Origin of the sequence: Winogradskyella tangerina (assembly GCF_003260205.1) — a bacterium.
GTDB classification, from domain to species: domain Bacteria; phylum Bacteroidota; class Bacteroidia; order Flavobacteriales; family Flavobacteriaceae; genus Winogradskyella; species Winogradskyella tangerina.
In genome coordinates this window covers 57245-81180 of the sequence record NZ_QERF01000011.1, presented here as the reverse complement: position 1 = coordinate 81180, position 23936 = coordinate 57245, and the positions used below count along the sequence as shown (strand labels likewise).

Here is a 23936-nt window from a genome sequence, read left to right as displayed (position 1 = left end):
ACACAGATGAGTATCTTAATTAAACCTATCATCACAGAAAAAGCAACCATGCAAAGTGAGTTGTTAAATGCGTATGCATTTGAAGTGAACACAAAGGCGAACAAGGTAGAAATCAAAAAAGCGGTGGAAGCTGCTTATGGTGTTTCTGTTGAAAAAGTTCGTACTATAAATGTCCGTCCAGATAGAAGAACTCGTTATACAAAAACGGGTATTCAACATGGTAAAACAAATGCTGTTAAAAAGGCAATTGTACAACTGGCGGAAGGTGAAACAATTGATTTATACGCTAACATGTAAGACTTATGTCAGTAAGAAAATTAAAACCGATCACATCAGCTCAGCGTTTTAGAGTAGTTAATGGATTTGACGCCATCACTACTGATAAGCCGGAGAAAAGCTTGCTTGCTCCGAAAAAAAGATCTGGTGGTAGAAACAGTCAAGGAAAAATGACCATGCGCTATATTGGTGGAGGTCATAAGAAGAAGTATCGTATCATTGATTTTAAACGAAACAAAACTGGTATTCCAGCAGAAGTTAAAACCATTGAGTACGATCCGAACAGAACAGCATTTATTGCACTATTAAACTATCAAGATGGTGAGAAAAGATACATCATCGCTCAGAATGGTTTACAAGTAGGGCAAAACGTTGTATCTGGTGAAAGTGGTATTGCTCCAGAAATTGGAAACGCAATGCCTTTAAGTGAAATACCTCTAGGTACTATTATTTCTTGTATAGAATTACGTCCTGGTCAAGGTGCAGTTATGGCACGTAGTGCTGGTGCATTTGCTCAGTTAATGGCGAGAGATGGAAAGTTTGCTACAATCAAACTTCCTTCAGGAGAAACAAGAATGGTATTAGCAACGTGTATGGCTACAATAGGTGTTATTTCTAACTCAGATCATCAGTTATTAGTATCTGGTAAAGCAGGTAGAACAAGATGGTTAGGAAGACGTCCTCGTACAAGACCAGTAGTAATGAACCCAGTAGATCATCCAATGGGTGGTGGTGAAGGTAAATCTTCAGGTGGACACCCAAGATCTAGAAACGGTATTCCTGCGAAGGGTTATAGAACGCGTTCTAAGACAAAAGCGAGTAACAAGTATATTGTAGAACGTAGAAAGAAATAATTAAGATAGTATGGCACGTTCATTAAAAAAAGGACCTTATATCCATTATAAATTAGAAAAGAAAGTTGCTGAAAATGTAGCTTCAAACAAAAAGACGGTAATTAAGACTTGGTCGAGAGCATCAATGATCTCTCCAGATTTCGTTGGTCAGACTATAGCAGTTCACAATGGTCGTCAGTTTGTACCAGTATACATTACTGAAAATATGGTAGGTCATAAATTAGGAGAATTTTCACCAACAAGATCTTTTAGAGGTCATGCAGGTGCAAAAAATAAAGGTAAAAAATAAGAATCATGGGAAGTCGTAAAAAACAAATGGCAGAAGCTATTAAGGCTGAGAAGAAGCAGATTGCTTTCGCGAAGCTAAATAACTGTCCTACATCTCCAAGAAAAATGCGTTTAGTAGCGGATTTAGTAAGAGGTGAAAAGGCTGAAAGAGCGCTTCAGATTCTTAGGTTTAACCCTAAAGAAGCGTCTCGTCGTTTAGAAAAATTAGTGATGTCTGCAATTGCAAACTGGCAAGCTAAAAACGAAGATGCAGACGTTGAGGAAGCAAATCTCTACATCAAAGAGATTAGAGTAGATGGTGGTACAATGTTAAAGCGTTTACGCCCTGCACCTCAAGGTAGAGCACATAGAATTAGAAAGCGTTCTAATCACGTAACAGTGGTTATCGATGCATTAAATAAAACACAAAGCTAAGATAGAGATATGGGACAAAAGACAAATCCAATCGGAAATCGTTTAGGTATTATCAGAGGATGGGAATCTAACTGGTATGGCGGAAATGATTATGGAGATAAACTTGCTGAGGACGATAAGATCCGTAAGTACATCCATGCGCGTTTATCAAAAGCTAGTGTAAGTAGAGTAATTATTGAGCGTACGCTTAAACTTGTAACCGTTACTATCACAACTGCAAGACCTGGTATTATTATCGGAAAAGGCGGTCAGGAGGTAGACAAGCTAAAAGAAGAGCTTAAGAAAATTACCGGAAAAGAAGTTCAGTTGAACATCTTTGAAATTAAAAGACCAGAACTAGACGCACATTTAGTTGCAGCAAGTATTGCTCGTCAGATAGAAAGCCGTATTTCTTACAGACGTGCAATCAAAATGGCTATCGCTGCAGCAATGCGTATGAATGCTGAAGGAATTAAAGTTCAAATTAGTGGACGTTTAAACGGTGCTGAAATGGCACGTTCTGAACACTACAAAGAAGGACGTATTCCGTTATCTACATTTAGAGCTGATATTGATTATGCTCTTGTTGAAGCACATACTACTTACGGTAGATTAGGTGTGAAAGTGTGGATTATGAAAGGTGAAGTATATGGAAAAAGAGAACTTTCTCCATTAGTAGGTCTTTCTAAGCAAAAAGGAAAAGGTGGAGGACGTGGAAATAAAAACCAACGTCGTAGAAAGTAATTTTTTAAAGAAAAGAAAAAATGTTACAGCCTAAAAGAACAAAATTTCGTAAGCAGCAAAAAGGTCGTATGAAGGGTAATTCCGGAAGAGGGCATTTGTTATCAAATGGAACCTTCGGGATCAAATCATTAGACTCGTCTTTTATAACTGCACGTCAAATAGAAGCAGCACGTATTGCCGCTACACGTTACATGAAGAGAGAAGGTTCGTTATGGATTAAAATATTTCCAGACAAGCCAATTACAAAGAAACCTCTTGAAGTACGTATGGGTAAAGGTAAAGGTGCCGTTGAATATTGGGCAGCTGTTGTAAAACCAGGGCGCATATTATTTGAAGTGAGTGGTGTACCATTAGACGTAGCTCAAGAAGCATTGCGTTTAGCAGCACAAAAACTTCCTGTAAAAACTAAGTTTATCATAGCTAGAGATTACGAAGCATAATAAAAAGAATTATGAAGCAATCAGAAATTAAACAGCTTTCTACAGCTGAGTTACAAGAAAAACTTAGTGAGACAAAAAAGAGTTATGCTGACCTTAAAATGGCTCACGCAGTTTCTCCTTTAGAAAACCCAATTCAATTACGCACAGTAAGACGTGCCGTAGCAAGATTGGCGACTGAATTAACTAAAAGAGACGAACAATAATTGTATTCTGCTGAAAGATGGAAAAAAGAAATTTAAGAAAAGAACGTATAGGAGTAGTTACCAGTAACAAAATGGAGAAATCTATTGTTGTTTCAGAGGTAAAGAAAGTAAAACACCCTATGTACGGAAAGTTCGTGTTAAAGACAAAAAAGTATGTTGCGCACGATGAGAAAAACGACTGCAACGAAGGTGATACTGTAAAGATCATGGAAACAAGACCTTTAAGTAAATCTAAGTGTTGGAGATTAGTAGAAATAATTGAAAGAGCGAAGTAATTATGGTACAACAAGAATCAAGATTAAAAGTAGCTGATAACACTGGTGCAAAGGAAGTATTAACTATCCGTGTACTAGGTGGAACAAAGAAGAGATATGCTTCTGTAGGTGATAAAATTGTAGTTTCTGTAAAAGACGCTACACCTAACGGAAACATCAAAAAAGGAGCTGTTTCAACTGCAGTTGTTGTACGTACAGCCAAAGAAGTTAGACGTCCTGATGGATCATACATCAGATTTGACGACAACGCATGTGTACTTTTAAACCCGCAAGGTGAAATGAGAGGAACACGTGTATTTGGTCCTGTAGCGAGAGAACTTCGTGATAAACAATTCATGAAAATTGTATCATTAGCACCTGAAGTGCTGTAATTGATAAATAAGATGACAAAGCTTAAAATAAAATCAGGAGATACAGTACAAGTCATTGCCGGAGATCATAAAGGATCTGAAGGTAAAGTACTTAAGGTATTAAGAGATAAGAACAAAGCTATCGTTGAAGGTGTAAACATGGTGAAGAAACACACTAAGCCAAGTGCACAAAACCCTCAAGGTGGCATTGTAGAGAAAGAAGCATCAATCCACATTTCTAACCTTTCTTTATTAACAAGTAAAGGTGAAACTACGAGAGTAGGATACAGAATGGATGGCGACAACAAAGTGAGATTTTCTAAAAAATCTAATGAAGTAATTTAATTATGGCTTACGTTGCAAGATTAAAACAAGAGTACAAGGAAAAAGTAGTTCCTGCTCTTACAGAAGAATTTGGATATAAGAATGTAATGCAAGTACCAAAGCTTGAAAAGATAGTAATATCTAGAGGTGTTGGTGCAGCTGTTGCAGATAAGAAGTTAATTGACCACGCTGTGGACGAATTGACTAAAATTTCTGGACAGAAGGCCGTTGCAACTATTTCTAAGAAAGACGTAGCATCATTTAAGTTACGTAAAGGAATGCCAATTGGTGCTAAAGTAACTTTACGTGGAGAACAAATGTATGAGTTCTTAGATCGTTTAGTAACTACAGCTTTACCACGAGTTAGAGATTTCAACGGGATCAAAGCCAATGGTTTTGACGGACGTGGAAACTACAACTTAGGGGTAACAGAACAGATCATTTTTCCAGAGATCGATATCGATAAGATCAATAAGATTTCTGGTATGGATATTACATTCGTGACTTCTGCTGAAACAGATAAAGAAGCGAAGTCTTTATTAACGGAACTAGGATTACCATTTAAAAAGAATTAAGTATGGCTAAAGAATCAATGAAAGCTCGTGAGGTGAAGCGTGCTAAAACGGTTGCTAAATATGCTGCGAAAAGAAAAGCTTTAAAAGAAGCTGGAGATTACGAAGCATTACAAAAGTTACCAAAAAATGCATCACCAATACGTATGCACAACCGTTGTAAACTTACAGGAAGACCAAAAGGATATATGAGACAATTTGGTATCTCTCGTGTAATGTTTAGAGAAATGGCTAATAAAGGGTTAATTCCTGGAGTGAAAAAAGCAAGTTGGTAGACTTAAGGAAGCGAATAAGCTTCTGTACAATTATCAATATAACTATTGTATAATCGGGATTTAGGTTCGAAACGTTCGAAAACCAGCTCCCAAAATTAAAAACTATGTACACAGATCCAATAGCGGATTATTTAACGCGAGTTAGAAATGCAGTAAAAGCAAACCACAGAGTAGTGGAGATCCCTGCATCTAACTTAAAAAAGGAGATAACTAAAATATTGTTCGATCAGGGCTATATTTTAAGTTACAAATTCGACGACTCTACAGTTCAAGGTACTATAAAGATTGCTTTGAAGTACAACAAGGAGACTAAAGAGTCTGTTATCAAAAAAATTCAAAGAATCAGTAAACCAGGTTTACGTAAGTATGCTGGCGCTAACGAAATGCCAAGAATATTAAATGGTCTTGGAATTGCAATTGTATCAACCTCTCATGGCGTAATGACAGGTAAGCAAGCGCAAAGAGAAAATGTTGGTGGTGAAGTATTATGTTACGTTTACTAAAAACAGGAAATTATGTCAAGAATAGGTAAAAGCCCAATAACAGTTCCTGAAGGTGTAACTGTAGAGATGAAAGATAACGTCATTACTGTAAAAGGTAAGTTAGGCGAATTATCTCAAGAATATTCAGATATCGATATAGCATTAGAAGACGGTACAATTACTTTGTCTCGTCCTTCTGAGAAAAAAGATCACAGAGCAAAGCACGGTCTTTACAGAGCGTTAATTGCTAACATGATAGAAGGTGTTTCTCAAGGATTTACAAAAGAACTAGAATTAGTCGGTGTAGGTTACAGAGCATCTAATCAAGGACAAAAGTTAGACTTAGCCATTGGTTTCTCTCACAACATCGTTATGGACATTGCTCCAGAAGTAAAAGTTGAGACTGTATCAGAAAAAGGTAAGAACCCAATCGTTAAATTAACATCGCACGACAAACAATTAGTTGGCCAAGTAGCCGCTAAAATCCGTAGCTTCCGTAAGCCAGAACCTTACAAAGGAAAAGGAATCAAGTTTGTTGGTGAAGAAATTAGAAGAAAAGCAGGTAAATCAGCTTAATAAGTAAGTTATGGCATTGACAAAGAACGAAAGAAGATTAAGAATTAAAAACAGAATACGTAAAGTAGTATCTGGTACTGAAACAAGACCAAGATTAACTGTTTTTAGAAGTAATAAAGAAATTTATGCACAGGTCGTGAATGATGTAACTGGTGAAACTATAGCTGCTGCATCTTCAAGAGATAAGGACATTGCTTCATCTAAAGGAAATAAAACTGAAGTTGCGGCTTTAGTCGGAAAAGCAGTTGCAGAAAAAGCTATTAAAGCTGGTGTTGAAACCATTTCATTCGATAGAGGTGGTTATTTATATCACGGAAGAGTAAAATCATTAGCAGAAGGTGCTAGAGAAGCAGGACTTAAATTTTAAGACATTATGTATCAGAAATATAAAAACGCAGAATTAGTAAAGCCAGGTGGGTTAGAATTAAAAGATCGCCTAGTTGGAGTACAGCGTGTAACTAAAGTAACCAAAGGTGGTAGAGCATTCGGATTTTCTGCTATTGTAGTTGTTGGTGATGAAGCAGGTGTTGTTGGTCACGGTTTAGGTAAATCTAAAGACGTTGCTACAGCGATTGCTAAAGCAGTAGAAGATGCTAAGAAGAACTTAGTAAGAATCCCTATCGTAAAAGGTACCTTACCACACGAGCAAAAAGGAAAGTACGGCGGTGCGAGAGTAAACATTATTCCAGCAGCACCTGGTACAGGAGTTATTGCAGGTGGTGCAGTAAGAACAGTACTTGAAGCAGTTGGGGTACATGATGTATTATCAAAGTCTCAAGGTTCTTCTAATCCTCATAACGTAGTAAAGGCAACATTCGATGCTTTATTACAATTGAGAGATGCGAAAGCCATTGCAAGAGAACGTGGAATTTCACTTGAAAAAGTATTTAAAGGATAATCTAGGACAAGATGGCAAAGATTAAAGTAACTAAAGTAAAGAGTGCAATCAATCGTACCAAAAGACAAAAGCTAACATTAGAAGCTTTAGGTTTAAAAAGAATTGGTCAAGTTGTAGAGCACGATGCCACACCAAGTATCCTTGGTATGGTTAAGAAAGTTGAACATTTAGTTTCTGTTGAAGAAGCTTAAAAATATAAACTTAAAAATGGATTTAAGTAATTTAAAACCTGCTGAAGGTTCAGTAAAAAATCAAGGGAAACGCGTTGGACGTGGTCAAGGATCTGGTAAAGGTGGAACCGCTACAAGAGGTCACAAAGGTGCAAAATCGAGATCTGGTTATTCTAAGAAATTAGGATTCGAAGGTGGTCAGATGCCATTACAGAGACGTGTTCCAAAATTCGGATTTAAGAATATTAACCGTGTGGAGTATCAAGGGATAAACCTAGATACACTACAACAGTTAGTAGACGAAAAGAAAATAAAAGGTGCTGTAGATTTTGACACACTAGTATCATTAGGAAAAGCTGGGAAGAACGACCTAGTAAAAATCTTAGGTAGAGGTGAATTAAATGCAAAATTAACAGTAACTGCGCATAAATTTACTGCTACAGCAAAAGCTGCTATTGAAGCTGCTGGTGGTGAGGCCGTAACTTTATAAGAACATAAGGATGAAGATAATAGAAACATTAAAAAACGTCTGGAAAATCACTGAACTTAAGGATAGAATTGTTCTAACCTTAGGTTTACTTTTAGTATACCGATTTGGTGCACAAGTGGTATTACCAGGTGTAGATTTTCCAAAGTTAGCCGAATTACAAAGTTCTGCTGCAGAAGGTGGTTTATTATGGTTGTTAAATGCATTTACAGGAGGAGGTTTTTCAAATGCCTCAGTTTTTGCTTTAGGTATTATGCCATACATCTCTGCTTCGATTGTAGTTCAGTTAATGGGTATTGCGATTCCTTATTTACAAAAGCTTCAAAAAGAAGGAGCGAGTGGTCAGAAGAAGATAACTCAGATTACAAGATGGTTAACTATCGGTATTTGTTTGGTGCAAGCACCGGCTTACCTTGGTACAATTCCATCTTTATCAGGTCTGAATTCAATTAGTCAATTATTGATTCCAGGTTTCTCTGAAGGTGTGTTCTACTTTTCATCTGTGATCATTCTAGTAACAGGTTGTGTATTTGCAATGTGGCTAGGTGAAAAAATTACAGATAAAGGTATTGGTAATGGTATCTCTCTATTAATTATGGTAGGTATTATTGCTACGATGCCACAGTCATTCTTACGTAACGCAGCTTCAAGATTAGAAGGTGGAAATGGTGGATTTATGATGATCTTAATTGAGATGGTCATTTGGTTCTTAATCATTTTAGCTTCTGTCTTCTTAGTGATGGCCGTACGTAAGATCGCAGTTCAATATGCACGAAGAACAGCTTCTGGTGGATATGAGAAGAATGTATTTGGGTCACGTCAGTTTTTACCATTAAAATTGAATGCCTCAGGAGTAATGCCAATCATTTTTGCTCAGGCAATTATGTTTGCTCCTGCATACATCGGTAAACTTTTCGGTCCGGAAAGTAGTGTTGGACAATGGATGCAAGCTAACTTCCAGGATATTTTCGGATTCTGGTACAACTTAGTATTCGGTCTATTGATCATCATATTTACGTATTTCTATACAGCGATTACTGTACCAACGAATAAAATGGCAGACGATTTAAAACGTAGCGGTGGATTTATTCCAGGAATAAGACCAGGTACAGAAACAGCAGAATATTTAGATAAGATAATGTCACAGATTACTTTACCAGGATCTATATTCTTGGCCTTAGTAGCAGTTTTCCCTGCATTCGTTTACCAATTAGTTGGTGTGCAGCAAGGATGGGCATTATTCTTTGGAGGTACCTCATTATTAATTATGGTGGGTGTAGCAATAGATACGATGCAGCAGATTAATTCTTATTTATTGAATAAGCATTATGATGGCTTGATGAAAACGGGGAAAAACAGAAAATCTGTAACCTCATAACTATAAAACCAATTTAGAAGATTCAATGCAAAATTTTAGGCAAGGTATTTGCTAAATGAGGATTGAACACTAAAAATAATTTATGGCAAAGCAAGCAGCAATAGAACAAGACGGAACGATAATAGAAGCATTATCGAATGCAATGTTTCGTGTAGAATTAGAAAATGGTCACATCGTGACTGCACACATATCTGGTAAAATGCGTATGCATTATATCAAACTTTTACCAGGTGATAAAGTAAAATTAGAAATGAGCCCTTACGATTTAACTAAGGCTCGTATAACTTATAGATACTAGTAAGATGAAAGTAAGAGCATCAGTTAAAAAGAGAAGTGCCGATTGTAAATTGGTACGTCGTAAAGGAAGACTTTACGTAATTAACAAAAAGAATCCTAGATTCAAACAAAGACAAGGATAAAAGAAAAGTCATTAGTAATTAGTAGTTAGATGAATCTGCTCGAAATAGAAATGTTTAGGATTCTAACAACTAAAAACTAACACCGCGTGCCGCTAAAGCTTTAGCGGAGGCGCAGCTAAAAACTAAATTATATGGCAAGAATTGCAGGTGTAGACATACCAAAACAAAAAAGAGGAGTAGTGTCCTTAACTTATATCTATGGAATAGGTAGAAGTAGAGCTAAAGAAATTTTAGAGACTGCGAAAGTTGACGAAAGCACTAAAGTACAAGATTGGACTGACGATGAAATCGGAGCAATCCGTGAAGCCGTTGGATCTTACAAGATCGAAGGTGAGTTACGTTCTGAGACCCAATTAAACATTAAGCGTTTAATGGATATCGGATGTTACAGAGGAATTCGTCACAGAGCTGGTCTTCCATTAAGAGGACAACGTACAAAGAACAACTCTCGTACAAGAAAAGGTAGAAGAAAAACAGTTGCTAACAAGAAAAAAGTAACTAAATAATAACAGACAGTAGTCATTAGTAATTAGTAGTTAGATGAATCTGCTCGAAATAGAAATGTTTAGGATTCTAACAACTAAAAGCTAACACTAGAAACTAAAAAATATGGCAAAGTCAAGTACTAAAAAACGCAAAGTAATTGTTGATGCAACTGGTGAAGCACACATCACAGCTTCATTTAACAACATCATCATCTCTTTAACGAATAAAAAAGGTGACGTAATTTCTTGGTCATCTGCTGGTAAAATGGGATTTAGAGGTTCTAAAAAGAACACACCTTACGCAGCACAATTAGCAGCTGAAGATGCAGCAGGAGTTGCAAAAGAAGCTGGTTTAAAGAAAGTAAAAGTATATGTAAAAGGTCCTGGTAACGGTAGAGAATCTGCTATCAGATCTATTCATAATGCTGGTATCGAAGTATCAGAGATCATCGATGTTACTCCAATGCCACACAATGGTTGTCGTCCACCAAAAAGACGTCGCGTATAATTTACATTTACAGAGAGTTAATCTCCATCAAATACATGATGGAGATTAACTTTTTTGTTGTAAATTTGCAAACTGAAAAATTTTAAAATAATCAAGTATCACCGAGAGACTTACGATTTTAGAAGGATAAGCTTAAGACCTTAATTTTAAAATCGCTCTCAAAATTTAATTAAAATGGCAAGATATACTGGTCCTAAAACTAAAATAGCTCGTAAATTCGGACAAGCTATCTTCGGAGATGATAAAGCCTTCGAAAAAAGAAATTACCCTCCAGGTCAACACGGTAACAACAGAAGACGTGGAAAAAAATCTGAATACGCAATCCAGTTAATGGAAAAGCAAAAAGCAAAATACACTTACGGTATTTTAGAGCGTCAATTCAGAAACATGTTTAAAAGAGCAACTGCAGCTCAAGGAATTACAGGTGAAGTATTATTACAATTGTGTGAGTCGCGTTTAGACAATGTGGTTTACAGAATGGGTATTGCACCATCAAGAAGTGGAGCAAGACAATTAGTATCTCACAGACACATTACAGTAAACGGTGAAAAGGTAAACATTCCTTCTTACCAATTAAAAGCTGGTGATGTTGTTGGAGTAAGAGAAAAATCTAAGTCTTTAGAGGCTATTCAAAACTCATTAAGCAATTCAAGTAATGTTTATGAGTGGATCACCTGGAATAATGACAAAATGGAAGGTACATATGTATCTGTTCCTGCAAGAATTCAAATTCCAGAGCAAATCAACGAGCAATTTATCGTTGAACTTTATTCTAAATAATAAATTAATCACATTGGGATTTAGCCAAAGGGTTCATTGGTCTTCTTCAAACTAATAAACCGCGCAACTAAATAGCAATTAAAACGAAGAACAAATGGCAATATTAAATTTTCAAAAGCCTGACAAAGTAATCATGATCTCTTCAACTGATTTTGAAGGGAAATTCGAATTCAGACCATTAGAACCAGGTTATGGTTTAACTGTTGGTAATGCTTTACGTAGAGTATTATTATCATCTTTAGAAGGTTTTGCGATTACATCAGTGAGAATTGAAGGTGTAGACCACGAATTCTCAACAATTTCTGGTGTAGTTGAAGATGTTACTGAAATGATCTTAAACCTAAAGCAAGTTAACTTTAAGCGTCAGATCGATGAGGTTGATAACGAAACTGTTACAATTTCTATTTCAGGACAAGATCAAATCACTGCCGGTGATTTCCAAAAGTTTATCTCAGGATTCCAAGTATTAAACACAGACTTAGTAATCTGTAACTTAGATCCTAAAGTAAACATCAATATGGAGTTGACTATTGAAAAAGGTAGAGGTTACGTTCCTGCAGAAGAAAACAAAAAAGCATCTGCACCAATCGGAACCATCTTTACAGATTCAATTTACACACCAATTAAGAACGTAAAGTACAGTATCGAAAACTTCCGTGTTGAGCAAAAGACGGATTATGAAAAATTAGTTTTCGAAATTCAGACTGATGGATCAATTCATCCAAAGGATGCATTAACAGAAGCTGCTAAAATATTAATTCACCACTTCATGTTATTCTCTGACGAGCGTATCACTCTTGAAGCTGATGAAATTGCACAAACAGAAACTTATGATGAAGAATCACTTCACATGAGACAATTATTGAAAACTAAATTAGTTGATATGGATCTTTCTGTACGTGCACTTAACTGTTTGAAAGCAGCAGAAGTAGATACTTTAGGAGACTTAGTATCATTCAACAAAAACGATTTAATGAAATTCAGAAACTTTGGTAAGAAGTCTTTAACTGAGCTAGAAGAATTAGTGAACGTTAAGGGTCTTAACTTCGGAATGGATTTAAGCAAATATAAATTAGATAAAGATTAATTCTAACTCTTCTATAATTTGCTCTCCTGACAACAATCATCAGGATTTGGAAGCAAGATAGAAGTTTAAAACAAAAGTCATGAGACACGGAAAAAAATTCAACCACTTAGGAAGAAAGTCAGCTCACAGAAAAGCAATGTTAGCTAATATGGCGTGTTCATTAATTGAGCACAAGCGTATTAACACAACAACAGCTAAAGCAAAAGCTTTAAAACAATTTGTAGAGCCTTTGATCACAAAATCTAAGGAAGACACTACACACAACAGAAGAATTGTAATGTCTAGATTAAGACAAAAAGAAGCTGTTGCAGAATTGTTTAGAGATGTTGCTGCAAAAGTTGGTGACCGTCCAGGTGGATACACAAGAATTATCAAGTTAGGAAACCGATTAGGTGATAATGCAGATATGGCAATGATCGAATTAGTAGATTACAACGAGCTATACAATGCTGGTAAACCTGCTAAGAAAACGACGCGTAGAAGTAGACGTGGAGGTGGTAAAAAAGCGGCTCCGGCTGTTCCACCAGTAGAAACTAAAGCTACTAACGAAGAAGAATAATCGAGTGTTAATAACGATTAATAAATATAGAGGATAGACTTTTTAAGTTTATCCTTTTTTTTTGGATTTTTGTAAAACTCAATTTCTGTATCCTCGTTCGCTGAAGCTTTAGCAGAGGTGAAAGGCAGAAATCTCATAAATATTGCACATGAAATACAAACAAAGAAAGAAAGCGCTTATCTTATTGGCGGACGGTACAATTTTCTATGGCAAATCTATAGGAAAAGATGGTACAGCATTCGGAGAAGTATGTTTTAACACAGGTACAACTGGTTATCAGGAAATTTTTACCGATCCTTCATATTACGGTCAGTTGATGGTAACTACAAATGCCCATATTGGTAACTACGGTACCAAGGATGACGAAAACCAATCAGACTCAGTGAAAATTGCTGGATTGATTTGTAAAAATTTCAGTTTCGAATATTCACGACCTTCAGGAGATGCCTCTTTGGAAGATTATTTTGAAAAGCACAATACTTTAGCCATTTCAGATGTAGATACACGAGCACTCGTAAGTTATATCAGAGATCATGGCGCAATGAATGCCGTAATATCTACAGAAGTTGATAACATCGAAGGTCTGAAAAAACAGTTGGCTGAGCAACCAAATATGGAAGGCTTAGAGTTGGCGTCTAAGGTGTCTACCAAAGAACCTTACTTCTATGGCAATGAAAATGCGACCTATAAAATTTCTGCTTTAGATATCGGCATTAAAAAGAACATACTCGAAAACCTGGCAAGCAGAGATGCCTACATAAAAGTTTTTCCTCACAATTCTAAGTTTGAAGATTTAGAAGCCTTTAACCCTGATGGTTACTTTATATCTAACGGACCTGGCGACCCAGAACCGTTAGTTGAAGCACAGGAAGTTGCTAAGGAGATTATCTCTAGAAATAAACCATTGTTTGGCATTTGTCTAGGACATCAGGTAATTGCCTTGGCAAATGGTATTTCAACCTACAAGATGCACAATGGTCATAGAGGGATCAATCATCCGGTAAAAAACTTAATAACTGGTAAAGGTGAGATTACCTCGCAAAATCATGGTTTCGCTATTAATAGAGAAGAAACTGAAGCTAATGCAAATGTAGAGATCACGCATCTTCATCTAAATGACGATACCGTTGCCGGAATTAAGATCAAGGACAAGAATTGCTTCTCAGTACAATACCACCCTGAGGCAAGTCCCGGACCAAACGATTCGGTATATCTGTTTGATCAATTTATAGAGAATATCAAAAACGCTTAATAGAAAAAACGCAACGAAATTTAAATTTTGTTGCGTTTTTTTCGTTTCGAAAACATTATCGTAAATATTAATCGCAATTATGATTTTTGTTCTGTTTTGCGGTGCATATTTTTGTAATTTTGACTTGCTAAAGCAAGTCATGCTGAATTGTCACACTGAGCATAGTCGAAGTGCGAATTCAGTATCCCTTGTATTTTATCAATAACTAAAAACCAATTTAAAAATGAGCATAATCGTTAATGTACACGCAAGACAAATTTTAGATTCTAGAGGTAATCCTACTGTAGAAGTAGATGTAGTTACTGAAACAGGAATTATGGGTAGAGCAGCAGTACCTTCAGGTGCTTCTACTGGTGAACACGAAGCTGTAGAATTAAGAGATGGTGGTGACACATATATGGGGAAAGGCGTTTCTAAAGCTGTAGAGAATGTAAATGCAATTATTGCTCAAGAATTATTAGGTGTTTCTGTTTTTGAACAAAATGCCATCGATCAATTAATGATTGAGTTAGACGGTACAAAGAACAAATCAAAATTAGGTGCAAACGCCATTTTAGGCGTATCATTAGCTGTGGCTAAGGCAGCAGCTAACGAGTTGGGAATGCCATTATATAGATATGTAGGTGGTGTTTCTGCCAATACCTTACCTGTGCCTATGATGAATATTATCAACGGTGGATCTCATAGTGATGCACCTATCGCATTTCAGGAGTTTATGATTATGCCAGTTAAGGCAAAAGACTTCACCCATGCGATGCAAATGGGAACTGAGATTTTCCACAATCTTAAAAAGGTATTACACGATAGAGGTTTAAGCACTGCTGTTGGTGATGAAGGTGGATTTGCACCAAATCTTGCAGGTGGAACAGAAGATGCATTAGACTCTATTAAATTAGCTGTTGAAAAGGCTGGCTATACTTTTGGAGATGATGTAAAGATTGCCTTAGACTGTGCAGCAGCTGAATTTTACGTTGATGGTAAATACGATTACACTAAGTTTGAAGGAGATTCTGGTGTGGTGAGAACCTCTGCTGAGCAAGCGGAGTATCTTGCAGAATTAGCTGCAAAATATCCGATTATTTCTATTGAAGATGGTATGGATGAAAACGACTGGGACGGCTGGAAAGTTTTAACCGATAAGATCGGTGATAGTGTTCAGTTAGTAGGAGATGATCTATTCGTAACCAATGTTGAACGTTTATCACGTGGTATTGATAATGGGATAGCCAATTCTATTCTGATTAAAGTAAATCAAATAGGAACCTTATCTGAAACCATTTCTGCGGTTAATATGGCGCACAATGCTGGCTACACTTCAGTAATGTCACACAGATCTGGTGAAACGGAAGACAACACCATTGCAGATTTAGCGGTTGCATTAAACACCGGACAAATAAAAACAGGTTCGGCTTCGCGTAGTGATCGTATGGCAAAATACAATCAATTATTACGTATTGAAGAAGAATTAGGCGAGGTAGCTTATTTTCCTCAAGAGAATGCATTCAAGGTGAAATAGACACAGACAAATATGAAATGAAGCCCGCATAACTATGTTATGTGGGCTTTTTTTTATAACTTCAAGTTAAGAACCATCAACTATATCTCATCCGCTATGAAACACCAACTACTAGTTATACTTTTACTTTTCTCTTTTGGTAACCTCATGGCTCAGATTGTTAATATTCCTGATCCTAATTTTAAAGCTAAATTATTGGAGGCAGATTACAACAATGATATTGCTGAAAGCACTTATTACGAAAGTGATATTATTGATTTGAATTATGACGGAGAAATTCAATATAGTGAGGCACAGAATATTATTGGTTTGAATATATCTTTTTCCAATATCGCCGATCTAACTGGTATTGAAGCATTCACAAATCTGGAAGTTTTAGCTTGTGATTTCAATGATCTTACAGCATTAGATATAAGTTCTAATACCAATCTTAAAAGGTTGAGTTTTGGTAGTAATATGATTCAAGCTATCGATCTAACAGTTTTAACAGATTTAGAATATCTTCTAATAGGAAATAATCAGTTATCTACGCTAGATCTCAGTCAAAATATCAACCTTGTAGAATTCTATTTAGGATCAAATATTAATATTACAGATATAGATGTCAGCGCCAACATTAATTTAGAAAGAATTTCGATTTCACATGCGCCAATAAGTACTGTCGATGTCTCTTCTAATATAAATCTTAGGTTTTTTGGATGTTCGTATTCTCCTCTTAATAGTCTTGATCTTACACAAAATATAAATTTGGAGTCATTAACACTTCAAGATAATTTGATTTCAGAAATAGACCTCACACAAAACACAAATTTACAGGCCATTAAAATAATTGAAAATGATATAGTTAATTTAGATATCTCCCAATGTCCTGAGATTACACAATTAGAATTATATCAAAATCAATTAACTAATCTCGATGTTACTCAAAATCCATTAATAGAGGTTTTAGAATGTTTTGAAAATCAATTAACCCAGATAGATCTTAGTCAAAATCCTAATCTTACCAGGTTACGAATATCAGATAATCAGCTTACTAGCCTAGATGTTACTCAAAACCCATTGTTGGATTATCTTGGTTTTGGACGAAACCAGATTGCGGAAATAGATTTAAGTCAGAATACTGTACTGCGAGATTTGTACGGTTTTTCAAACCAATTGGTTACTCTCGATCTATCTCATAACAGTAATCTTTACATATTTTGGATGCAAGACAACCCATCGTTGGTTTATATAAATGCAAAAAATGGTAATACTGAACAACTTCCAGGCTTCCATCAAAACCCCAATCTGCAATATATCTGTGCGGACGAAGATGAAATATCATGGTTTGGAGGAGTGCAAGGAGCAGGTAGTATTGTAATTAATAGTTATTGTTCTTTTGAGCCAGGAGGTGATTTTAATTCTATATCAGGGTCATTAACTTTAGACAATACCAATGATGGTTGTGATGCTGGTGACCCTAATTATTCAGGATTGAATATGAGTTTAAGTGATGGAACTGAGGTCCGAACTGTATTTTCCGATAATTCTGGGGCTTATAATTTTTATACTGAAACAGGTGATTATACATTAACCCCTAACATAGAAAACCTTCCATGGTTTAATGTTTCACCTGCTAGCGTTCAATTTCCATTTTCGGATTTAAACAATACAGTAAATCAAGATTTCTGTATTACTGCCAATGGAGTACACAACGACCTTGAAATAATTATTTCACCTTTGGTAGCAGCACAACCAGGATTTGATGCTAAATACCAGATAGTATATAGGAATAAAGGAAACCAAACATTATCTGGGAATATCGACTTCACCTATGACGATAGTGTTTTAGATTTAGTGTCAACCTCAATTGTACCAGATGCACAATCCTCAGGAAACTTATCGTGGAATTATACCGACCTGAATCCGTTTGAGAGTCGAACTATTGATGTCACTCTTAATGTGAATTCACCTATGGAAACACCAGCAGTAAATATAGATGACGAATTAGATTTTACGGCGAGTATTAGTCCGGTATCAGGGGATGAAACTCCAGATGATAATGCCTTTGATTATACACAAATAGTAATAGGTTCTTTCGATCCAAACGATATAACTTGTCTTGAAGGAGATTTTCTTTTACCCGACAGGATTGGCGAATACCTGCATTACAATATCAGATTTGAAAACACCGGAACTGCAGCAGCCACGTTTGTGGTTATAAAGGATGTTATTGACGAAAATTTCTACGATCTCAGTACGCTTCAGGTCTTGAATGCTTCACATAACATGGTAACGAGAATTGAAGACAATACTGTAGAGTTTTTCTTCGATAATATAAATCTTGGACCCAATGAATTGGGCAATGTACTTTTCAAAATTAGAACTAATAATTCGTTAGTTGTTGGCGATAGTGTAAGTAATAGCGCTGAGATATTCTTCGATTTTAACTTTCCTATCGTAACCAATGTTGCCGAAACTTTATTTCAGGTGTTATCTGTAGATGAGTTTACTCGCAATGCGATTAGAGTTTATCCGAATCCTGCAAAAAATCTGGTAACGATTAAGAGTCAGTCGCCAATGGATCGCATGAAAATTTATGACATTCAAGGTCGAGTAATTGTTGAGTCTCAAACTGAATCTTCAGAGGTTTCACTCGATGTATCTAAATATCTAAATGGTGTTTATTTTCTCGAGATCAATTCTGACGGGAGAACTACCACCCAAAGAATAATAAAGAATTAGAAGGTATACAATAGTCCGTTAGTTAATTCAAACTGTGTTTTGGGCACGGCACTGGTAATCGGAAACGCATCATGAAAGAAATTAAAGTTGGCTTTAAACGCAAGATCTTCAAATATTTTGAAGAGCAATGAGGTGTTACTCGAAAACCTATAATCTGAAAACGCTTCAATTTTTGGTTGATAATAGCTTGTGCTGATAATGGTAATCGTTTCAGTAGGATAAAGACTGAAAGACAAATAAATACTACCTCTTAAATCCTTTTGAATACGATCTGGAATATTATCTGCTGCTCTTTCATATTCATACATAATTAAAGCGCCTAAGTAAAATCTATAATTTTCGTTTTTTGAGATCTTAAACCGAGGTCCAGTACCAAAAAGACCTCTGAAACCAATTTCGGAAATAGCATCATATTGCCCTTGGGCAAAGACTTCCCACTTTAGGCGTTCAGAAATTCTTCGGTTATATCTTAGATGTTGCGTACCACGATTTACAAGAGAGTTACCTTCAATTTTCTGGAGGTTGAGGTCATTAACGAACAACCAAAAATTAAGGTCATTGTCATATTGCACATGGGCCTTGTTAGCAATTCTAAAAATGTCATTGGTGTTTTTAATAAGGGATACATCTAAACTTACAGATCCCGTCCATTTTGACGAGTCACTAGGTTTGCGCAGGGATTCTACATTAACTACTTGTGAAAAGCAAGAACAACTGATTAAAAAAATAAGAATTCTTAAGAAATTCATTATAAAATATTAGTGATATAAAATTAACAATTATGTCATTTTATTCAATTTTTAAATAGCCATAATAATTTGAAAATATGACAAAAATTACGCCTTCAGAATTATTTATTTTATGAATATCTAAATTGTTAAAAGCATTATAATAATATTTAATAAATCCTTAGATATTTCGTAAATTTACACTCCTTAAAATTCACTAAAACACATTATAAAATATGTCAGATAAAGCAATCTTAGAAATTAATGGCAACTCTTACGAATTACCAGTTAAAGTTGGTACTGAAAATGAAGTTGCGATTGATGTAAAAACCTTGAGAAGTGCAACAGGTGGTGTAATTACCATAGATCCAGGTTATAAAAATACCGGAAGTTGCGAAAGTGCCATTACCTTCTTAGATGGCGAAAAGGGAATTCTAAGATATCGCGGTTACTCTATTGAAGAATTAGCTGAAAAAGCAGACTTTTTAGAAGTAGCATATCTACTTATTTTCGGTGAATTACCTACCCAGGTTCAACTCGATAAGTTTGAGGCAGACATCAAAGAAAAATCTGTTGTCGATGACGATGTAAAGAAAATCTTAGATGCCTTCCCGAAAGCGGCTCATCCTATGGGCGTGTTATCATCACTTACCAGTGCTTTAACAGCATTTTATCCGTCGTCTGTTGATGTTAATTCAGAAGAGGCAATGTATAATGCTATTGTAAGAATTTTGGCAAAGTTTCCTATTCTAGTAGCATGGACGATGCGTAAAAAACACGGATTACCATTAGAGTATGGCGATGATAATTTAGGCTATGTGGAGAATGTACTTAAGATGATGTTTAAAAAGCCTAATAGCGAGTATATTCAGAACCCAATTTTAGTAAATGCATTAGATAAACTTTTAATACTTCACGCCGATCACGAGCAAAACTGTTCTACATCAACTGTAAGAATAGCAGGTTCGTCTCATGCCGGTTTATTTGTGTCTTTGGCATCAGGAATTTCAGCTTTATGGGGACCTTTACACGGAGGTGCAAATCAGGCGGTACTAGAAATGCTAGAAGCCATTAAAGAAGATGGTGGAGATACTAAGAAGTACATGGCAAAAGCTAAGGATAAAGAAGATCCATTCAGACTTATGGGCTTTGGTCATCGCGTATATAAAAACTTTGATCCAAGAGCAAAAATTATCAAAGTTGCAGCAGATGAAGTACTAGGAGATTTAGGTGTTGAAGATCCGATTTTAGATATCGCTAAAGGTCTTGAAAAAGAAGCCTTAGAAGATCAATATTTTGTAGATAGAAAATTATATCCAAACGTAGATTTCTACTCAGGAATTATCTACAGAGCTATGGGTATTCCTGTTGAAATGTTTACTGTAATGTTTGCACTTGGTCGTTTGCCAGGTTGGATTGCACAATGGCGCGAAATGCGTTTACGTAAGGAGCCTATTGGAAGACCTAGACAACTTTATGTTGGTGAAACCCAAAGAGCATTTAAATCTATCGGTGAACGCTAATAGAATAATAATACAATGAAAAGCTTCATATTTCTATGAAGCTTTTTTGTTTCTGAGCAGATGAAATTAAACATACAAAATGAAACCTCACGCCTAAGAGCCGTAATTTTGGGTACAGCTGAAAGTAACGGCCCAACGCCTAAAGCTGAAGACTGCTACGATCCTAAAAGTCGACAACATGTTTTAGCCGGTACTTATCCATTAGAAGCCGATATGATTGCCGAAATGGAAGCCGTTGCAAAGGTGTTAGAGAAATACGATGTTAAGGTATACCGACCAGAAATCATAAAAGATTACAATCAGATTTTTGCTAGAGATATTTCATTCGTTATTGAAGACAAGATCATTATCGCAAATATTCTCCCAGATCGTAAACATGAAGTAGAAGCAACCGAATATGTTTGGACAAACGTTGAAAAATCAAACCGTATCATCCTTCCAGATGAATGCCATGTTGAAGGCGGTGATGTAATGCCATGGAATGATTATATTTTCATCGGAACTTACACAGGAGAAGATTATCCAGACTTCATTACGGCACGTACAAATAAAGAAGCCGTTGAAGCTATTCAGGATTTATTTCCTCACAAAAAAGTAAAGGCATTCGAGCTCAGAAAATCAAACACAGACCCGTACAATAATGCGTTGCATTTAGATTGTTGTTTTCAACCTATTGGTAAAAACAAGGCCATCATCCATAAGAATGGATTTTTAGTTGAAAGTGAATACCAATGGTTGGTAGATTACTTCGGAAAGGAAAACGTCTTCGAAATCACAAAAGAAGAAATGTATGCCATGAATAGCAATATATTTTCAATTTCTGAAGAGGTAATTATTTCTGAAAAAAACTTTACTAGATTGAATACATGGTTAAGAGCGCAAGGATTTACGGTTGAAGAAGTTCCTTATGCCGAAATCGCAAAACAGGAAGGCCTTTTGCGTTGTTCTACAATGCCTTTAATTAGAGATTAATTCTATTTGCGATACAAAAAATAGTTGTTGACAAGTTTGATATATTCCTGCTTAGCTTCATCTTCACTTATATCCTGAACCTGAAAGAGCGCGTTCGTCTTAAAGGCATTAATAATAGGTTTACGACTGCTTGGTCGTCCATAATCATTAGTTGCTTTTTTATAGTAAGCATAAAGACGCAATAAGAAATCAGCAGGAAAAGGATCGGTATGGGCATTTATTCGTTCTACCGCCTCATTAAATTCTATATCTAGTTTATCAGGTGTCATTTCATTTCAGCAATGATACTTTCGCCGCCTTTCACTTTTTGGTTAAGCTCTACTTTAATCTCGGCATCTAAAGGTAAAAATAAATCTACTCTAGACCCAAATTTTATAAATCCAGAATCTGCACCCTGAACGGCTCTTGCATCTTCTTTGGCATAATTCACAATTCGTTTGGCTAATGCACCAGCAATCTGTCTGTATAGTACTTTACCAAACCCTTCATTTTCAACAACCACTGTAGTGCGTTCGTTTTCTTCGCTTGCTTTCGGATGCCATGCTACCAAATATTTACCAGGATGATATTTACTAAAACTAATTCTACCTCCAATAGGATAACGCGTAACATGCACATTTAGAGGCGACATAAAAACAGAAACCTGAATCCTTTTATCCTTGAAAACTTCATTTTCCATAACCTCCTCAATAACCACAACTTTACCATCAACTGGAGAAAGTGCATGTTTATCATTGGCATGTGTATACCGCTTCGGATTCCTGAAAAATTGAAGAATCAGAATAAAGAAAATGAGAACGGTAATCATCAATCCTTTTCTAAGCCATTCATTTGTGATGAACTCATCGATCAGAAAAAATGAACCAACTACAATTACTAATGTGATAAATATGATTTTATGGCCTTCCTTATGAAACATAACTTAAAATTCTTAAAAACAAATACACAAATGGTGCAACAAAGATAATACTATCTAGGCGGTCTAATAAGCCGCCATGACCAGGCATTATAACACCGCTATCTTTTACGCCTGCTTGACGTTTAAATTTCGACTCTATTAAGTCTCCTAATGTTCCCAGAACACTGACAATAATAGCTAATATTAGCCAACTTGTAAAACCTAATGTTTCTGTATAAAGTGAAATAAAATAACTCGAAATACAGGCGAAGAATAAGCCTCCCAAAAACCCTTCAACTGTTTTTTTAGGAGAAATGCTCGGAAATAATTTCTGCTTTCCAAAGTTTTTACCAACGAGGTAGGCCGCACTGTCATTAACCCAAATCAATATAAAAACACCTAGCAATAATAACGGCGTAAATACATTTTGATAGTTAGCGATTAATAGCATGAAAATGAAACCACTCGTTAGATAAAACGTGGTGACTATAAAACTTTTTGAATCGAAAATCGGAATTTTCTTAGTCGTAAACAGATCTTTGATCAGTATTAAATTCACAAATATGGTAATGACCAACAATATTTGAATAGCCTCATCACTGCCCATGAGGTCTTTATTCCAAAGACATAAATACCAAAAAACACCGAAAAATATGGCGAATATGATGTATTGTGCATATGACCTTAGATGAATCAGTTTGCTAAATTCAACCAAACTTAAAATACCAAAAACCACTAATAGAGCTGTTAGGGCATTTTGCATGTAAAGCGAACCTATTAGCAGTAGAACATAAATTGCACCCGAAATGGCTCTGATAGATAATTCTTTCATTACAAGTCCTCTAGAAGAAGTAGGTACAGATTTTTGGCACTGCTTCCGTAAGTAAGAAAATCTTTGTCGTCGGCAGTTTTAAAATGTTTGATCGTTGTGATGTTAGTAGGTATTTTTGATTTACTCTTGGCCTTAATACCTTTAAGACCCTCACCAATATTCTCAACGAACTGGCTTGTAGTAGCATAAATGATGAAATGTTCTGGGAGTTCTTTTAATTTTTTCTCAGCAATTTGATTTGAAGAAATAAGAAGTGATCCATCATCTGAAATTAAATACTCACAGGTCGACAAGAAATAAGAGCTTTCAGAAATCTTTGTGGTGCTATTTAAGTTGAAATCTTTAAACAGCGCTGAAAGTCGTTCATCAATGAGAAAAACTTTATCGTTATGCCATTGGTTTTCATCTAAAATAGAATTGAAACTATCTTTAACTTCATCCATATTTTCGCAGTATAAAAATTTACCGCCATTGGCCTTGAAGTTAATTGTGAAGCGTTCATCAGCAGGCAACTTTATTTCGGGCATATATTTGCCTCGTTCTTGATTTGGTATTTGTTCTTCAGACTGATCAGACTTTTTTCCGAAGAGTTTACGAAATAAGCTCATTTAATGACTGCTAATAATCTTTTTTATGAGGGGATATCCAAATATAAAAAAACTTAAATT

General features: G+C 35.8%; 36 protein-coding genes. 31 read left to right on the top strand and 5 right to left on the bottom strand.

The annotated features are described in order from the left end of the window. The first annotated feature begins 6 nt into the window (after positions 1 to 6). The 29 genes from rplW to DDY94_RS15245 all read left to right on the top strand — a co-directional run bounded on the left by rplW (position 7) and on the right by DDY94_RS15245 (position 18315). A complete protein-coding gene (rplW, locus tag DDY94_RS15385) occupies positions 7 to 297 on the top strand; it encodes a 50S ribosomal protein L23 (RefSeq protein ID WP_111685495.1) in 291 nt (96 codons plus the stop codon). Positions 298 to 302: 5 nt separating this feature from the next. Next, positions 303 to 1130, top strand: coding sequence for a 50S ribosomal protein L2 (gene rplB, locus DDY94_RS15380; protein WP_111685494.1), 828 nt, complete (start codon positions 303 to 305; stop codon positions 1128 to 1130). A 10-nt stretch (positions 1131 to 1140) separates the two neighbouring features. After that, positions 1141 to 1419, top strand: a complete 279-nt coding sequence (gene rpsS, locus DDY94_RS15375; protein ID WP_111685493.1) for a 30S ribosomal protein S19 — start codon at positions 1141 to 1143, stop codon at positions 1417 to 1419. 5 nt (positions 1420 to 1424) lie between these two features. After that, a complete protein-coding gene (gene rplV, locus DDY94_RS15370; protein WP_111685492.1) occupies positions 1425 to 1832 on the top strand; it encodes a 50S ribosomal protein L22 in 408 nt (135 codons plus the stop codon). Between the two features lie 9 nt (positions 1833 to 1841). After that, the gene (rpsC, locus tag DDY94_RS15365) at positions 1842 to 2555 is read left to right on the top strand and encodes a 30S ribosomal protein S3 (RefSeq protein WP_111685491.1); all 714 of its coding nucleotides are present in this window, start codon (positions 1842 to 1844) and stop codon (positions 2553 to 2555) included. 20 nt (positions 2556 to 2575) lie between these two features. Next, entirely contained in the window at positions 2576 to 2995 is a 420-nt protein-coding gene (gene rplP, locus DDY94_RS15360; protein WP_111685490.1) for a 50S ribosomal protein L16, read from the top strand. Positions 2996 to 3006: 11 nt separating this feature from the next. Further along, complete coding sequence (rpmC, locus tag DDY94_RS15355) at positions 3007 to 3198, top strand: 50S ribosomal protein L29 (protein ID WP_111685489.1); 192 nt, start codon at positions 3007 to 3009, stop codon at positions 3196 to 3198. A gap of 17 nt (positions 3199 to 3215) precedes the next feature. Beyond that, positions 3216 to 3473 (top strand): 30S ribosomal protein S17, encoded by a 258-nt coding sequence (rpsQ, locus tag DDY94_RS15350; protein WP_111685488.1) that lies wholly within the window; start codon positions 3216 to 3218, stop codon positions 3471 to 3473. Between the two features lie 2 nt (positions 3474 to 3475). Next, a complete protein-coding gene (rplN, locus tag DDY94_RS15345; RefSeq protein ID WP_111685487.1) occupies positions 3476 to 3844 on the top strand; it encodes a 50S ribosomal protein L14 in 369 nt (122 codons plus the stop codon). Between the two features lie 12 nt (positions 3845 to 3856). Then, entirely contained in the window at positions 3857 to 4168 is a 312-nt protein-coding gene (rplX, locus tag DDY94_RS15340) for a 50S ribosomal protein L24 (RefSeq protein WP_111685486.1), read from the top strand. A gap of 2 nt (positions 4169 to 4170) precedes the next feature. After that, entirely contained in the window at positions 4171 to 4722 is a 552-nt protein-coding gene (gene rplE, locus DDY94_RS15335; RefSeq protein ID WP_111685485.1) for a 50S ribosomal protein L5, read from the top strand. Positions 4723 to 4724: 2 nt separating this feature from the next. Continuing rightward, positions 4725 to 4994, top strand: coding sequence for a 30S ribosomal protein S14 (gene rpsN, locus DDY94_RS15330; protein ID WP_111685484.1), 270 nt, complete (start codon positions 4725 to 4727; stop codon positions 4992 to 4994). Between the two features lie 104 nt (positions 4995 to 5098). Next, positions 5099 to 5497 (top strand): 30S ribosomal protein S8, encoded by a 399-nt coding sequence (gene rpsH, locus DDY94_RS15325; RefSeq protein ID WP_076620347.1) that lies wholly within the window; start codon positions 5099 to 5101, stop codon positions 5495 to 5497. Positions 5498 to 5509: 12 nt separating this feature from the next. Further along, positions 5510 to 6052, top strand: a complete 543-nt coding sequence (gene rplF / locus DDY94_RS15320) for a 50S ribosomal protein L6 (RefSeq protein WP_111685483.1) — start codon at positions 5510 to 5512, stop codon at positions 6050 to 6052. Positions 6053 to 6062: 10 nt separating this feature from the next. Next, a complete protein-coding gene (gene rplR, locus DDY94_RS15315; protein ID WP_111685482.1) occupies positions 6063 to 6419 on the top strand; it encodes a 50S ribosomal protein L18 in 357 nt (118 codons plus the stop codon). 6 nt (positions 6420 to 6425) lie between these two features. Continuing rightward, positions 6426 to 6950 carry a 30S ribosomal protein S5 gene (gene rpsE, locus DDY94_RS15310; protein WP_111685481.1) on the top strand — a complete coding sequence of 175 codons (525 nt, stop codon included), beginning with the start codon at positions 6426 to 6428 and terminating at the stop codon, positions 6948 to 6950. Positions 6951 to 6961: 11 nt separating this feature from the next. Beyond that, positions 6962 to 7141, top strand: coding sequence for a 50S ribosomal protein L30 (gene rpmD, locus DDY94_RS15305; protein WP_111685480.1), 180 nt, complete (start codon positions 6962 to 6964; stop codon positions 7139 to 7141). 16 nt (positions 7142 to 7157) lie between these two features. Then, on the top strand, positions 7158 to 7610 hold the full coding sequence (gene rplO / locus DDY94_RS15300) for a 50S ribosomal protein L15 (RefSeq protein WP_111685479.1): 453 nt from the start codon (positions 7158 to 7160) through the stop codon (positions 7608 to 7610). Positions 7611 to 7620: 10 nt separating this feature from the next. Continuing rightward, positions 7621 to 8985 carry a preprotein translocase subunit SecY gene (gene secY / locus DDY94_RS15295; RefSeq protein WP_111685478.1) on the top strand — a complete coding sequence of 455 codons (1365 nt, stop codon included), beginning with the start codon at positions 7621 to 7623 and terminating at the stop codon, positions 8983 to 8985. Between the two features lie 82 nt (positions 8986 to 9067). Further along, the gene (gene infA, locus DDY94_RS15290; protein ID WP_007094967.1) at positions 9068 to 9283 is read left to right on the top strand and encodes a translation initiation factor IF-1; all 216 of its coding nucleotides are present in this window, start codon (positions 9068 to 9070) and stop codon (positions 9281 to 9283) included. A 4-nt stretch (positions 9284 to 9287) separates the two neighbouring features. Beyond that, the gene (gene ykgO / locus DDY94_RS15285; RefSeq protein ID WP_008269159.1) at positions 9288 to 9404 is read left to right on the top strand and encodes a type B 50S ribosomal protein L36; all 117 of its coding nucleotides are present in this window, start codon (positions 9288 to 9290) and stop codon (positions 9402 to 9404) included. A 131-nt stretch (positions 9405 to 9535) separates the two neighbouring features. Further along, positions 9536 to 9910 carry a 30S ribosomal protein S13 gene (gene rpsM, locus DDY94_RS15280; RefSeq protein ID WP_076620355.1) on the top strand — a complete coding sequence of 125 codons (375 nt, stop codon included), beginning with the start codon at positions 9536 to 9538 and terminating at the stop codon, positions 9908 to 9910. A 103-nt stretch (positions 9911 to 10013) separates the two neighbouring features. Next, positions 10014 to 10397 (top strand): 30S ribosomal protein S11, encoded by a 384-nt coding sequence (gene rpsK / locus DDY94_RS15275; protein ID WP_111685477.1) that lies wholly within the window; start codon positions 10014 to 10016, stop codon positions 10395 to 10397. Between the two features lie 174 nt (positions 10398 to 10571). Then, complete coding sequence (gene rpsD / locus DDY94_RS15270; RefSeq protein ID WP_111685476.1) at positions 10572 to 11177, top strand: 30S ribosomal protein S4; 606 nt, start codon at positions 10572 to 10574, stop codon at positions 11175 to 11177. A gap of 94 nt (positions 11178 to 11271) precedes the next feature. Further along, positions 11272 to 12264, top strand: coding sequence for a DNA-directed RNA polymerase subunit alpha (locus DDY94_RS15265; protein ID WP_111685475.1), 993 nt, complete (start codon positions 11272 to 11274; stop codon positions 12262 to 12264). Positions 12265 to 12343: 79 nt separating this feature from the next. Then, positions 12344 to 12823, top strand: coding sequence for a 50S ribosomal protein L17 (gene rplQ / locus DDY94_RS15260; protein ID WP_111685474.1), 480 nt, complete (start codon positions 12344 to 12346; stop codon positions 12821 to 12823). A 148-nt stretch (positions 12824 to 12971) separates the two neighbouring features. Next, on the top strand, positions 12972 to 14075 hold the full coding sequence (gene carA / locus DDY94_RS15255; protein WP_111685473.1) for a glutamine-hydrolyzing carbamoyl-phosphate synthase small subunit: 1104 nt from the start codon (positions 12972 to 12974) through the stop codon (positions 14073 to 14075). A gap of 223 nt (positions 14076 to 14298) precedes the next feature. Continuing rightward, positions 14299 to 15591, top strand: coding sequence for a phosphopyruvate hydratase (gene eno, locus DDY94_RS15250; protein WP_111685472.1), 1293 nt, complete (start codon positions 14299 to 14301; stop codon positions 15589 to 15591). 96 nt (positions 15592 to 15687) lie between these two features. Further along, positions 15688 to 18315 (top strand): leucine-rich repeat domain-containing protein, encoded by a 2628-nt coding sequence (locus DDY94_RS15245; RefSeq protein ID WP_198658968.1) that lies wholly within the window; start codon positions 15688 to 15690, stop codon positions 18313 to 18315. On the opposite strand, the gene DDY94_RS15240 is transcribed toward DDY94_RS15245, so the two are convergent. Continuing rightward, positions 18312 to 19064 carry a DUF481 domain-containing protein gene (locus DDY94_RS15240; protein WP_111685470.1) on the bottom strand — a complete coding sequence of 251 codons (753 nt, stop codon included), beginning with the start codon at positions 19062 to 19064 and terminating at the stop codon, positions 18312 to 18314. The genes DDY94_RS15245 and DDY94_RS15240 overlap by 4 nt on opposite strands. A gap of 215 nt (positions 19065 to 19279) precedes the next feature. Here DDY94_RS15240 and DDY94_RS15235 point away from each other — a divergent pair, with 215 nt between their 5' ends. Both DDY94_RS15235 and DDY94_RS15230 read left to right on the top strand, forming a co-directional pair. Next, the gene (locus DDY94_RS15235; protein WP_111685469.1) at positions 19280 to 20566 is read left to right on the top strand and encodes a citrate synthase; all 1287 of its coding nucleotides are present in this window, start codon (positions 19280 to 19282) and stop codon (positions 20564 to 20566) included. 60 nt (positions 20567 to 20626) lie between these two features. Further along, positions 20627 to 21538, top strand: coding sequence for a dimethylarginine dimethylaminohydrolase family protein (locus DDY94_RS15230; protein WP_111685468.1), 912 nt, complete (start codon positions 20627 to 20629; stop codon positions 21536 to 21538). A 2-nt stretch (positions 21539 to 21540) separates the two neighbouring features. Here the strand turns inward: DDY94_RS15230 and DDY94_RS15225 are convergent, their stop codons facing one another. Genes DDY94_RS15225 through DDY94_RS15210 form a run of 4 tightly spaced genes read right to left on the bottom strand, consistent with a single transcriptional unit; the run spans position 21541 to position 23876 of the window. After that, positions 21541 to 21807, bottom strand: coding sequence for an acyl-CoA-binding protein (locus tag DDY94_RS15225; RefSeq protein ID WP_111685467.1), 267 nt, complete (start codon positions 21805 to 21807; stop codon positions 21541 to 21543). Next, the gene (locus tag DDY94_RS15220) at positions 21804 to 22457 is read right to left on the bottom strand and encodes a phosphatidylserine decarboxylase family protein (RefSeq protein WP_111685466.1); all 654 of its coding nucleotides are present in this window, start codon (positions 22455 to 22457) and stop codon (positions 21804 to 21806) included. The genes DDY94_RS15225 and DDY94_RS15220 overlap by 4 nt, the downstream gene beginning before the upstream one ends. Further along, positions 22447 to 23268: a phosphatidate cytidylyltransferase gene (locus DDY94_RS15215; protein WP_111685465.1), complete on the bottom strand. Its 822-nt coding sequence runs from the start codon at positions 23266 to 23268 to the stop codon at positions 22447 to 22449. The genes DDY94_RS15220 and DDY94_RS15215 overlap by 11 nt, the downstream gene beginning before the upstream one ends. Further along, positions 23268 to 23876 carry an LUD domain-containing protein gene (locus tag DDY94_RS15210; RefSeq protein ID WP_111685464.1) on the bottom strand — a complete coding sequence of 203 codons (609 nt, stop codon included), beginning with the start codon at positions 23874 to 23876 and terminating at the stop codon, positions 23268 to 23270. The genes DDY94_RS15215 and DDY94_RS15210 overlap by 1 nt, the downstream gene beginning before the upstream one ends. Positions 23877 to 23936 lie beyond the last annotated feature (60 nt).